Source organism: Thermopirellula anaerolimosa (genome assembly GCF_054657335.1).
The window spans coordinates 444,829-458,141 of the sequence record NZ_BAAHYX010000004.1; the positions used below are offsets into that span (position 1 = coordinate 444,829).

Here is a 13,313-nt window from a genome sequence, read left to right on the forward strand (position 1 = left end):
CGATCACCATCCCGAACGAGGCCGAACAGAGCAACCGGATCAAGAGTCCTTCCTTCCGTCACCGGTCGCAGAATCGCGCACCTCAACGCGCGATGTCGGTATGCCGCACCTCGCGCAACACCGTCACTTTGATTTCGCCGGGATAATTCAGTCGCTCTTCGAAGGCCCGCGCGATGTCGCGGCAAATCTTGGCGGCCGTTTCATCCGTGGTTTCCTTGGCGTTGACCATGACCCGCAATTCGCGTCCGGCTTGGATCGCGTAGGCCTGCTCCACGCCCGGAAAACTCCCCGCGATTCCCTCCAATTCCTCCATCCGTTTGATATAGCGTTCCAAGGTCTCGCGCCGAGCGCCCGGACGCGCCGCGCTGCAAGCGTCGGCCGCCGCAACCATCACGGTGTAGGGATTCTCCACCCGAAGGTCATCATGATGCCCGACCGCGGCGTGCACGACCTCGGCGGGTTCACCGTAACGTTTGAGCAACTCCGCCCCGATCTTGGGATGCCCGCCCTCCGCCTCATGATCGGCGGCCTTGCCGATGTCGTGCAGCAAGCCGCACCGGCGGGCCAGGGCCGCGTCGAAACCCAATTCATCGGCGATCATTCCCGCCAAGAACGCCACTTCGATGCTGTGCCTCAGCACATTCTGGCTGTAACTGGTGCGGAAATGCAACCGCCCAAGCAAATAGATCAGGCGCTCGTGCAGGCCGCGGACGTCCACCTCTTGAACCGCCGCCTCGCCCATGCTGCGTATGTACTGATCCAACTCCTGCTGGGTTTCCAGTACGATCTCCTCGATCCGGGAGGGATGAATCCTCCCGTCGGCGATGAGCTTGTTCAGGGCCAGCCTGGCCACCTCGCGACGAACCGTGTCGAAGGCACTGACGATCACCACGCCGGGGGTATCGTCGATAATCACATCCACACCGGTCGCCTTTTCGAAGGCCCGGATATTGCGTCCCTCACGCCCGATGATTCGCCCCTTCATCTCGTCATTGGGGATATCGACCGTGCTGGTCGTAGTCTCCGCCGTGTGAGCCGCCGCGTAGCGCTGGATGGCCGTCAAGAGAATCTCACGACTTTTCTCCCGGCACATCTCCTGCAATCGCTGCTCGTAGCGGAGAATCAGAGCGCCAGTTTCCTGTTGCAACTGCATCTCCAAGACGTCCATCAATCGCTTGGTGGCCTCTTCTCGACTCAATCCGCTGACTTCGTGCAGGACCTGTCGCTGCATGTCCAAGAGTTTCTGAAGCTCCTCTTTGCGCCGACTGACCTCCTCCAGACGGTCCGCTAGTTTTCGCTGCGTCGTCTCGACGATCCGCTCCTGCTTTCGCAGTTGCTCCGACTGGGCATCCAACTCGTCTTCCCGCTTTGCCAGAGCGCGTTCTTTTTGATACAGCTCATCCCGCACTTTCTGGAATTCGGCCTCGCGCTGGGCGCGCTGCTGAATATCCTTTTCCTTGATTTCCAGTTCCGCCTCGCGCCGAACGTTGTCGGCTTCCAGCTTGGCTTGATCCAAGATACGCCGGGCTTCGGATTCGGCGTCTTTCCGCCGCAAATAATCGAGCAGCTTGACGAGCGTTACCGTCAGGCCTGCCACCAAAACGCACAGAACGGCAACGAAAATGGTTTGTCCCGGTGTCACGGCTACGTCCTCGCAAAGCTATCGGGACGAGAACACAGGCAAGGACCGGGGCAAGATTGCGGACGCGAGCCGACTTCGTCCGATTTCGTCGGACAATGCCGAAGAATCCCCTTACCTCGTCGGGAAAACCTTCGAGTGAAAAGGTTTGCGCGCTCCGTTTCCTTATGACCGACAAAGACCGAGAGAGAGGTTACGAAGTGCGAGCGGGTACGGCGTCGATCCCCCGCGAGGCGGAAGCACCAAGGTTCCCCAACTCCACCGGCGGAGTGCCGGCCCTCGCACACCTACACGGTCGTCTGAGCATGACGCCCACTGGGACGTGGCGGTTCGGTTCGCCGTCAAAAGAAAACCCGTCGGCGAGGCCCGAGAAAATCGAGCCCAGGACCGACGCCGAACTGAATCCAGCGGAGCCGATGAACGATGGACCGTAAGCGAAGGAAGCTTGTTCGGGGCGTGAACGACACCCGCACGGCGGCGCAACGCCCGCCATAGGATCGCCGCTACGCCCAACAGAATCTGAAGCAAGCCCATTGTGTTCGCCGCCGTCCTCAACGTCGCGCCGCAGGATTCAACGTCAGCAAGCCAAATGCCTAATCAACCGTAATTCGTAGCGTCCGACTCGTCTCGGTTTCCCGGTCGATCCCCGGAAACCGCCGTGGTTCCCGCCGCCGTTGAAACAACGATACAGCGGTCCAATCAATCCACGCGACAAAAATCCCCGGGGATGACGCCCAAGACGCAACCTCGGGTTACCTTTTATAATAAAGCTTGCTCCATTCAACAGCAACACCGTTTGCTAGCAAAAAGCGTACCACATTTTCCGCGATGATACGTGGAGTCACGACCGCGGGCGACTTGGCAATCTACGATGGAGATCCTAATTTCGAGATCGCTTGCCCTGCAAGCAACCTCAGTCTCCGCCGGTCGCAGCGTCGCGACAGTCGAATTCGAATGACGCGTGATGAGACACCCGGTCCAAATCAGATTCGAGCAGGCCTTCCCAAGGGACGAGTGGCAGGGGCGGCCAATGATTTTGGCGGTATCGGGTGGGCCGGACAGCACGGCGTTGCTTCGTCTCACCGCCGACGCAACCTCACCAAGCGATCGCGACCGCATCCTCGTGGTCCATGTTAATCATCATCTTCGTGACGGCGACTCTGATGAAGACGCCCAATTCACCGACGAGATCGCTCGACGCCACGGCTTCCCGTGCCGAATCGTCGATTGTCCTCTGCTCCCCACGGACAGCAGGCAGCGCGGCCTGGAGGATGCGGCCCGAAAGAGACGCTACGCCGCGCTCCTGGAACAGGCCGAGTCATGGGGCGCGCGTTACGTCCTCACCGGTCACACGGCGGACGATCAGGCGGAAACCGTCCTATTCCGCCTCGTCCGAGGTTCCGGGCTTCGGGGTCTGGCGGGAATCCCGCGCGTTCGGCCTTTCGGCCCGGCGGCGCTGACTCGCCCACTCCTCTCGTGCTATCGCCACGAGATTCTCGACTACCTGGAAAGCATCGGTCAAAGCTATCGCCTGGATCGCTCCAACCACGACCAACGATTTCGCCGCAACGCCCTAAGACACCGGGTGTTGCCGATTTTGCAAACTCGCGTCTCGGGAGGCACAACGATTCACCTCAATCGGTTGGCCGATCTGGCCCGGGAATATGACGATTTTGTGCAATCCCAAGTAATGGCCGCTTGGCCCCGAATCGTCGCTGAAGCGACGGACGACTTGCTGCGTCTTCGTGTAACCGAACTGCGTACACTTCATCCATTCTTGATAAAGGAGGTTTTGCGTGCCGCTTGGCGGCAACAAGCCTGGCCGCTTCGGGAAATGGGATATCGGCGATGGTCGCAGCTATTGGAAATGGTCCACGAAATCGTCCCGGGTCGCGCAAGTCATTCGCCTACCCGGTCCTTTCCCGGAAACGTGCTGGCGCAAAGAGTGGGAGACTGTCTCGTGCTGAAGCGTGCAACCGCCCGAGCGGGGCGACCCCAATGCCGTGCAGACGCCACAGCAAAAGACTGATCGAGTTCAACAGTAACTTGCAAAGGAGAGACCGTCCATGCCCTTGTACGAGTACGAATGTCCCAACTGCGGAGAAAAATTCGAACACCTGACCCGGGGCGATGAACCGCCCGAGTGCCCGAAGTGTGGAAACCGCCGATTGACCAAACTACTCAGCGTCGCTTCGGCGCGCGTGGGCAAGTCACAAGATTTACCCCCATGCGGCAATAACTTCGGATGCTGCGGGGGCGGAGCCTGCGGGCTGAATTGAAGCGACCGTTGATGGGCTTGCAAACCACCGACAGGCCGGGCGTCGATTTTCACCCGGCCTGTCATTTTGTCCTACCGCATTACTAATCCTTGCTTGGGTCACGGGATCAGGAACGCCATGCCGGTCCAAACTCCGCCTTCCGCCAGGGCGGCACGGACGCTGAGCGGCAAGGGGTCGAGTATCCACGGGGCACAACTGCCGGGACGGTAGTAGCCCAGGGTGTACACGCATTCGTCGGGCGGTTCCAGCCCCATTTTGTACGGCAAGATCGGAACCGTCAGGAAGAAGTGCGCACCCGACGCAAACGGTTGCAAAATCGGTCCCAGGTTGTGGCCGTAACGCTCCACGCCCACCTGCTCAAAGTACAAGGGCTTGTGGCACAATCCCGAGGCCTTCCAAGTGAATACCAGCGGTTGCCAACGACGGCCCTCGAAGGCCGTGGCGGGAAGAGGGCATTCCGTGGGAAACTTGTCACCCTGAGGACGGATATTGTTGGTAATATCCGAGAGGGGTTTGATTCTCTCTTGCGGCGGACATTCGTCGGCGGGCAGTGCCGTCTTCTGCGTGAGTTGCTCCTCTAACGGTCGCTCATCTTTCTGCCCCGGCGGCAACTGTTCCATCAATTCCTGAAGCGACTTTTCGTCCGGACTGGGTTGACCGGACTCGGCCTGCTGCTGTGAGGCGGTACTCCCGAGGGGGACGGGAGGGGGAATCACTTCCGGTTGCGCGTTGACCGAGGACTGTGACACGGATTGCCGCGGCAATAAGGCGGGCGGAAGGGTCGGCCCCGGTTGAACCGCGTCGCCAAACGGGTCCGACAAAGGATCCACCGACGCCGCGCCGCCCAACTCGGCAGGAGAAGGCACCACGAATTGCAAAGGCACCAAAGCGGAGGACGACTCGGTCCCCTCCGTTATCTCCGCGCCGTGATCCGCCGTCCCAATCGGCGGCTTTTGGACACTGGCGGCATTATTCACCGCCTCGTTCGGTCCGATCGCCTTTGGGCGCACAGGCAACCAACGCAACTGCGGGGTCGGTTCCATGCCCGCATAACCTGCCGGTACGACCGCGCTATCCACTTTCCTGCCGGAGATCCGCGGTTTTGCACCGCCGTCAACGTCGTCGATCGGGCTGAGGTGTCGCGCCGCGGCAACGGCGGAATCACCCTCCTTCGCCGCAACGGCAATCGCCTGCTCGCCTTGTGCGGAACCCGTGGATGCCGTCTCGTATCGGGATCGCCATTCGTCGCCTGGAACGGGACCGATCCACAACCAAGCCAGTATTAGAGCAAGAACTGGAATCCCACGAACCCGAGGACGGGCCTCGTCAACAACATTACCGATCTTCTTCAGCGTACTCCACACTGTAATTGGGCGCTTCGTGCGTGATGGTAATGTCATGGGGATGGCTCTCCCGAACTCCCGCAGCGGATACCTGTAGAAACTTGGTCTTGGTTCGTAGTTCGGTGATATTTCGCGTACCGCAGTAGCCCATGCCAGCCTTGAGCCCGCCCACCAATTGGTAAACGAACGGCCCAAGCGGACCGCGATAGGGCACGCGGCCTTCGACGCCTTCGGGAACAAGCTTGTCGGGTTGATGGCCGGGGTCCTGGCGATAGCGCTCGCTGGATCCCTTGACCATCGCCCCCAACGAACCCATTCCGCGATACACCTTGTACACGCGACCGTGATACAGGATGCGATCACCGGGGCTCTCGTCAAGCCCGGCGAACAGCCCACCCAACATCACGGCATGGGCCCCCGCCGCTATCGCCTTGGTGATGTCGCCGGAGTAGCGGATTCCGCCATCGGCGATAACCGGGATCCCCTGCTCTTCGGCGGCTTCCGTAACGGCCATGACGGCTGTCACCTGGGGGACGCCGACCCCGCTAATCACCCGCGTCGTACAAATCGACCCGGGGCCGATACCGACCTTGACCGCGTCCACGCCGGCACGGATGAGAGCCTCGGCCCCCTCCCGCGTCGCGACGTTTCCCGCTATGACATCGATATCCCATTGCCGTTTGATTTCCCGAACCGTCTCCAACACGTTCGCAGAGTGGCCATGTGCGCTATCGACGACAATCACGTCGACGCCTTTGCCGATCAGGCTTTCCACGCGTTGATAATCGTGGACGCCGACCGCGGCCCCCACCCGAAGCCTACCCAAATGATCCTTGCACGCGTTCGGAAATCGCCGCTGGTTATCGATGTCCTTGATCGTAATCAGGCCGGTCAGTCTGAAATCTTCGTCAACCAGCAAAAGTTTCTCCACCTTTTTTTCCATCAGAATCCGTTCGGCCTGCGCCAGCGATACAGTCCCCGTAGCCGTTACAAGGTGATCCCTGGTCATGACCTCACGGACCGGGACGTCGAAATCCCCCAAAAACCGCAAATCCCGCCGCGTTACAATTCCCACTAGCTTGCCGGACGATTCCACGATCGGCACGCCGGAGACATTCAACTGATCCATCAACTCCTTGGCACGACGTGCCGTGGCATCCGGAGACAACGTGGCCGGGCTGTCGATGATGCCATTCGCGCTCCGTTTTACCTTTTCCACCTCCTCGGTCTGTCGCTCAATCGACATGTTTTTGTGGATGATACCTATTCCCCCCTCTTGAGCTAGCGCAATCGCCATCGCGCTTTCAGTAACCGTATCCATCGGCGAGCTGAGAATCGGGATACGAAGTTCGATTCGGGCGGTCAGGCGGGTCGAGACATCCACCTCACTCGGCACGACCTCGCTGTAAGCCGGTTCCAACAGAACGTCGTCAAACGTGATGGCCGGCGTAATCGACTTCTTGGCCATTCGCCGTACTCCTTCTACGGTCACAAGAGAGATAGGGGGCAGGAAAACTTCATTATCGGGCAGGGCCGCGCAAATTCAATGCGATGCGGCAAACCGTCCCGAAATATGCTGCCGGTCAGAAGATTACCTCGCAGCCGGAATTGAAAAGTCCGCACGAGGCACGGGAAAGACACGTGGAATCAAGCTCAAGGCATCAGCGATGTGCCCGTATCGGGCAAAAGACCAGGCTCAATCCAGTCGGGAGGCAGGCGATAGATGCGCCTTCCGGCGAAAGGCCACCTCCAGGGGACGCCCCTGCGCAGAGATCCCCGCAACCCATAGTCCACCAACTCCAAACTGGTCCTGCGAACCAGACGCCCTCCTTCGTCGAATTCCTTGGTGGTTTGGCATACAATGCCGCCGGGAATCTCGCGAACGAATACAGCCAGCGTGGTGGAGTTTCCCGAAGGAAATATCTGCACCGTACGAATCTGGCAACCGGAAAACATCGCCGACCCGACCTTGCAGGGGATGTCCACGCTCACCGTCTCGGCGGTCAATTCCTCGAGGACGCGTCCCTCCAGATCGGTCTTCCTGCTTTCCCGTCGCAAAATCATCGCCGATCCGTCAGTCGTGTAGAAAAGCTTCGAATTGAGTCGAGCGGCGGCGATTTGTACACGCACCTCCGCAACGCGGCATGGAAACTCTCGCCCTTGGATCGTCAGCTTTTGCTCCCCCAACTCGATCACCTGGGCTTGATCTCCCAGCGGTTCGCCATAAATCCCCTGGCGAATGGTCTGCGGTTCGGCGCGAAACCGCTTGCCCGCCACCTCCGCCACGACTTCCAGACGCAGGGTGACGCCCTTATCGTCCACACCCTCCAGCGTGGTTCGAGAATCGGTCGTGAGCACTTCCCCGGTGCCTACCAAGGACTCGCTCAAAGACTCACTGGTACCTCGGACGATCTTCCACGCCCCCGTCTCGAATCGCCCCCAGGGGTGAATCTCGCGCGGCAGTTCCTGGGCACCGATCGGGCGATCCAGCCCACACGCGAAGATTACGCATGCCGCCCCGAGGTAAGCTGCTGAGGACCACTTCACGGGCAACTCGCTCTCTGTTTCAAGCGACAACCGATCCTTGTAAACAACCACGAATACCGGGACAAAACAACGCCGCGAAGATTCCGTTCAGGCGGGGAAAGGGGATGGGGCGTTACGTAAATCGAAGCTGACATTCCGGCTTTCAACAAAGTCGGCAACCGGACACTATTTCGGGCAAGGAACAAGAACGGGGAATCAGCTTCGTCCCCGCCTCACGTAATGCAAGCCGAACGTCCGTTGTTATCAAGCAAACCTGCGACCATGCGATATCTGTTGCCAAATCATTAGCCACATTATAGATACATCTGAGACTCAATTCCACCCTGGATGGGGGTTTCCCTTTCGCGGCGCCGGTGAGTTTAGGCAATCTGATTCCCGAAATTGATGATCGCGGGCGATGCCATCCGCGTAGGAAATAACACCTACGGCGATGAAAAATACCGCGAACCAAGTGCGCTAATTGCCATGGTCGGGCGGTCGTGTCACAACCCATTCCCCGTTGTCGGGCCAGGAACTCATGGCCTGTGTTTGACCGTCCGGCCAGCGAATGCGCACGCTTTGGATGAGAGCTCCTTCGGGAATGCCGAAGGTGATCGGCAACTCCACTTGAGCAAGATAGCTTCGGGTGGGCATCACGTCACGCAACATCGTCCCGCGGTTCGTTTCGACCTCCACCACCGTGCCGTAACCGTCGCGATTGCCCTGGAAGTCCCGTATCGCGACCCGGAGGCAGCGGTGCGGCGGCGGAAGATCATTTCGCAGCAACATCGGCGGCCCGTCGATCTGGGTTACCAAGACATCCAGATCTCCGTCGCCGTCGATGTCGGCATACGACAAGCTGCGGCCCACGATCGGCTTGAAGGGATCGTCGCCCAAAAGATCGGCGCCCACCGTGGTGAATTCCTCGGTCTGGTCTGGTCCCGCGTTCCAAAACACCCGCATCGGCTGACGGTAGGATTCGCTTTCCTGAACCAAGTGGATGTCCTGCTCCAGATGGCCGTTGGCGCAAATCAAATCCAAGCGGCCATCCAGATCGTAATCCACGAAGAGCGTACCGAAGGTCAGATCCAGTCGCGTGAGAGGACCGAACCCGGCGGCCACCGCTTCGTCGCTGAAAAACTCCCCGCCCGGAAGCGACACGTAAAGTGCCGACATCTCGTTGGCAAAGTTCCCGATCGCGATGCCAAGGCAGGGATCATTGCGATACCAAGCAGCGTCGATCCCCATGGCCCCGCGTGCTCTTCCCGCGGAATCAAACCCGATTCCCACCATGGTGCCCACTTCTTCGAACGTGCCGTCGCGCCGGTTCAGAAAGAGAAAGTTCTGAACCGTGTCGTTGGCCACGATGAAGTCGATCCAACCGTCGCCGTTTACGTCGCACGGTCGCAATCCCAGGCTTTTCGCCATGGGTTCGCCCGTGGCGGGATTGCGAACCCTAATTCCAGCCTCTTCCGACACGTCGCGAAACGTGCCGTCGCCCTGATTCAAGAGAAGCCGACAAAACGTACCTGCAAAGGAATGCGGCGGGCCGTATGCCCGGCCCAAGCCGGTCAGCACGAAACCCTGTGCCAAGTCGATATCCCGCGACCACTCCACATATTGGCACACCCAAAGATCGAGATCGCCGTCCCGGTCCACATCCGCAAAGGCCGCCGCCGTGCTCCAATCCGCGGAATCCCCGGCCGTCCCGGTCTCGTCGGTAACGTCACGGAAGACGCCGTTTTCGTTGCGGAAAAGATGATTCGGGCCCACGGCGGTCACGTACAGATCGCGCCACGCGTCGTTATCGTAATCCCCGACCGCCACACCCATGCCGTAGAAACTCAGGCCCCCCAAGCCGGCCGCCTCCGTGTAATCCATAAAGCGGCCGTCTCCCAGGTTGCGGTACAACGTCAAAGTGCCCTGAAACGCGGCCAATTCCTCTTCTTCGTAGCGGTGCCACGGCCAAGGGCAACCGCTGACAAAAAGGATGTCTTGCAAGCCGTCGTTATCGAAATCAAAAAACGCGCACCCTCCGCCCAGGGTCTCCGGTAACAGCTTCTCTCCGTAGGCGCCGCTGAAATGCCGGTATCGTATTCCCGCCTGCTCGGTGATGTCAGTGAAAGGGACTTTCGGCGGACGGACGTGGGATGCGGCGCGGAAACTCGGCGCGGCAACTGCTTGGCGTACTACCGGTTCGGGGCGGCGCGGCCAAAACCAATATGCCGCCGTCGCCAACAGCAATACGACCACCACCGCCGTAAAGACGGATCGAAAACCAAATGCCGATTTCGTCGAACGCGAAGATTTCAATTTCAGCTCGCCGGAACAATCGTCGATCGTCAGTTTTCGTTTAAGGCGGAAAAGGCCGCGGATTGTTGGCCGGCGGCATCCGAGACTTTCACGCCCCCAACGTTATGCAGAGGATAAATCACCACGGCCTCCGCCGCCCGATCGGCCTCCGGATATCGCGATCGCGCGGCGGCCACAGCGCGATCGCGCGCATTGTCGTCCACTCGATACTTGGCGTGCAGTTCGCGATGCCGCTGCGAGGTCTCCGCATCTCCGAGGTAGGCGTAGATCAGGCTCAAGTTGTAATGAGCGGTCACGTTTTCCGGATCCAGCGTCAGCGTTCGCTGAAACCAATCCGCCGCCTCGCGCAACAACGCCGTCCGCTCGTTTTGCCGCCGGCTGCTTCGCAAGCGTTTCGCCATGTCAAAAAGGGTTTCACCCAATAGATTGATCACTTCGTAGTCGCGGCGAAAATCGAATCCTCGAGATCGAAGATAGGCATCCGGCGGGGCGAGCACCTTCCGCAAAGACTCGGCGGCTGCTTCCAGGTTTCCTTGCTGGCGATCGATCTGCGCGGAAAGCCATGCGGCCGTCCACCAGGGAAAATCAGGTTCCTGCGACTCGACGGCCCGCCGAAGCGCCGCGACGGCCTGATCCAAGTTGCCCTCCGCAAAGTACGTTCTGCCCAAATTGATCGCCCCGTCGAACCGTCCCAAGGCCTCCACTCTTCGAAAGGCCTCGGCCGCCTGCCGCAATTGCGTCTTACCACGCAAAAACAGCCCGATGCCGTAGTCGTTCCAGCGCTCCCATTCTTCGACGGTGGATACTCCGCCGGAGTCCTCCCAGACATGCGGATCCGCATCCGGAGCGACGACGGTCATTTCGAGGGAGTCCTCGGCCAACACGGTAATCGGCAGATTGTTGCGGTACGTTTGACCCGGCTCTTGGCCCGGTAACAAGGGTTCGCCCGGTTTCATTTGCCCGGTGACGAACTCCATGAGATCGGCGTCGAACTTGCGGTAAAGAACCTCCGCCCGAACGGTCAGCGTTCGCCCCGCCCACTGCTCGGGCAACGGGAGTCGATAGTGGACGGTCGCCGCCGCCCCCGGCGGAATTTGATTGTCGTACAGCGGAATGAAGATGTCTTGAGGATTGCGCCTCGCGATTCGGTACCCTTGACGATCGAGCATGAAGACGTTGACGAAATGGGCCGCGGGATCGACCCGACCGTCCTCGTCGATGCCGCCGCTTTCCAGCAGAGTCCCCTCCGAATCGTCCACGCGGAGGTGCAGCCAAACCTCATTCGAGTCCGTCGTACCTTGCGTGAAGTGGTGCCCAACCGTCAACGTCCGAACCACGACCTCCAGCAGATAGGTCTCCCCGGCGACGAGCCTGGGAACCCGAGGCCGCAACGGAGCCAATAATTCGCCGTCGATGGCATCGCCCCTTCTGAGACCGAAAATATCGACGCGCAAGCAGCCTCGCAGAAACTCTTGATGCGTTCGCACAATATCCTCTCGTCGGCGGAAGAACGGCAAAGCCGTGTTGGCGCCGCGGAAGAGATGATCTCTCACGGCCAAGCCCGACAGCCCCTCATAATGCTTGGCCCCGAAATCAGCGGACGGTTCCGGAGGCATGTGGCACTCGGCACAATTCTCTTTGGCCGCGGGGGGATAGTAGAAGCTGCGGGCACCGTGTCCGGATACGCCGCTCAGCAGGAAGGAATCGTAGTGGTTTTGTCCGCGTAGAAACTTGTAGTCGTTCAAAGCCTCCGGAATGTGGACTTTGTGGCAGACCGAGCAGAATTCGGCGGTCTTGTGAAAAGGCTTCAGGAACGTCCGCTTGTGAAATTCCGGCTTGGCGCGGATGAGTTGATGGTTCACCCATTTCAGCACGGGGTCGTCGCTGAAAGCGAAGGGGTAATGGAGCGGTTCCTCGATCACGTAGTCTCCGTTACCCCGAACGGAATTGATCTCCACGATTCCGTGGCAAGCCGTACAAGTCAGACCGGCGTGGGCCGTCGGGTGCGACACGTCGTCATAGTTCGGGTCATCGAACAGACCGCTGAAAAAGGGGACCGGATCGTGACAACCGGCGCACCACCTCGCCCGACGCGGCGATCCCTCGCGTTCCATTGAAAACTGCCGCGTTTCTCGCACCGCCGCCAAGTACACCGGATTGTTGAAAGAACTGAACCGATGAGCGCTTTCCGACCACTGGCGATGGACGTCGCCGTGGCAATCTCGACAATAGCGATCATCCATGAGAACGTCGGCCCGTATGAAACCTCCGCTCGCCGTCCTCGCCAGAGAAGGCTCGAAAAAAGCCTCACCCTCCTGCGGCCGAACGACCCGCCACCCGCGAGGATCGAATGAGTGAGCCAGGACGAAAAGTAGCAAGAAGCCAAGCGAAGCCCCGGCCCAAGCGTAATGCCCGCGTCGTCCGCTCCGCCGACCGGCCCTTCGATGGAGCCAATAGCCGCCGAGCAGGGCCGCCGAACCAATCACATGAGCCCAATGGACGACCGTGCGGACTTCGGGTCCGCGGATAACCAGAACGGCGGGTCGCCAAAGCAAAAGCCCGCTAACGATGACCAAAATACAAAGGATTGCGGAGGCGTAACCAAAACGGACCGCGAGTGTGTTGCGACTCTTCCTGCCCCTCCTGTTGTGCACAAACATGAACACAGCAAGAGGGACCAGGAGAAGCAACCCCGCGGCCAAATGGAACAAAAAGGCAAATTGGTAAAAGAAGTTTTGCAGGGATTCTCCGGTGGACCACTCCAAAAGGGTGATTCCTAAGAGATACACGCTGTTCCCGGCCAGGAAGGCGAAAAGCCCGGCAACCACAAGGAATACGACACCGAGCCAGCCGTAATTGACACCCTGACCGCTAAATCTTCGGATCATAAGAGAGGTTTTGGCTTAACTCGTGAACGGAACACCATCCGTGGCGATTTATGACTGTCTATAATTACCATTATTCCCACTGAAAGCCAGGATGCAACAAATTGGCACGAGGCGTACCCCCGCGATCGTGCCCTCTTTGTCGGGGCTGCCCCCCGACAAACCGAGCGAGAGGCTTGGGAACGCTTAACGCCGGGATTTATCCGTAAATCTCTTACAATGGCCCCTGGCGCGCGGCATTTTACGGGAAGTCGGGATGGTGGAGGCGGCGACGGACTATCACAAATGCTGAAGCTGCTGCGAGAAGAGGGGCAACCGGCGTGCGGTC

8 protein-coding genes are annotated in these 13,313 nt (G+C 59.6%); 2 read left to right on the forward strand and 6 right to left on the reverse strand.

Annotated features, from left to right (window positions below; translation table 11 throughout):
• Positions 1 to 82: 82 nt before the first annotated feature.
• Positions 83 to 1,642: a ribonuclease Y gene (gene rny, locus ACYQ6J_RS02350; RefSeq protein WP_460182587.1), complete on the reverse strand. Its 1,560-nt coding sequence runs from the start codon at positions 1,640 to 1,642 to the stop codon at positions 83 to 85.
• Positions 1,643 to 2,603: 961 nt separating this feature from the next.
• Here rny and tilS point away from each other — a divergent pair.
• On the forward strand, positions 2,604 to 3,668 hold the full coding sequence (gene tilS / locus ACYQ6J_RS02355) for a tRNA lysidine(34) synthetase TilS (protein ID WP_460182588.1): 1,065 nt from the start codon (positions 2,604 to 2,606) through the stop codon (positions 3,666 to 3,668).
• Positions 3,669 to 3,705: 37 nt separating this feature from the next.
• Positions 3,706 to 3,918, forward strand: a complete 213-nt coding sequence (locus ACYQ6J_RS02360) for an FmdB family zinc ribbon protein (protein ID WP_460182589.1) — start codon at positions 3,706 to 3,708, stop codon at positions 3,916 to 3,918.
• 98 nt (positions 3,919 to 4,016) lie between these two features.
• Here the strand turns inward: ACYQ6J_RS02360 and ACYQ6J_RS02365 are convergent, their stop codons facing one another.
• From ACYQ6J_RS02365 to ACYQ6J_RS02385, 5 genes are all read right to left on the reverse strand, one after another.
• Entirely contained in the window at positions 4,017 to 5,282 is a 1,266-nt protein-coding gene (locus ACYQ6J_RS02365; RefSeq protein WP_460182590.1) for a hypothetical protein, read from the reverse strand.
• On the reverse strand, positions 5,254 to 6,729 hold the full coding sequence (gene guaB, locus ACYQ6J_RS02370) for an IMP dehydrogenase (protein ID WP_460182591.1): 1,476 nt from the start codon (positions 6,727 to 6,729) through the stop codon (positions 5,254 to 5,256). The genes ACYQ6J_RS02365 and guaB overlap by 29 nt, the downstream gene beginning before the upstream one ends.
• 185 nt (positions 6,730 to 6,914) lie before the next feature.
• Positions 6,915 to 7,808, reverse strand: a complete 894-nt coding sequence (locus tag ACYQ6J_RS02375; protein ID WP_460182592.1) for a hypothetical protein — start codon at positions 7,806 to 7,808, stop codon at positions 6,915 to 6,917.
• 456 nt (positions 7,809 to 8,264) lie between these two features.
• Complete coding sequence (locus tag ACYQ6J_RS02380) at positions 8,265 to 10,100, reverse strand: CRTAC1 family protein (RefSeq protein ID WP_460182593.1); 1,836 nt, start codon at positions 10,098 to 10,100, stop codon at positions 8,265 to 8,267.
• Positions 10,101 to 10,129: 29 nt separating this feature from the next.
• Positions 10,130 to 12,988: a multiheme c-type cytochrome gene (locus tag ACYQ6J_RS02385; RefSeq protein ID WP_460182594.1), complete on the reverse strand. Its 2,859-nt coding sequence runs from the start codon at positions 12,986 to 12,988 to the stop codon at positions 10,130 to 10,132.
• Between the last annotated feature and the right edge of the window lie 325 nt (positions 12,989 to 13,313).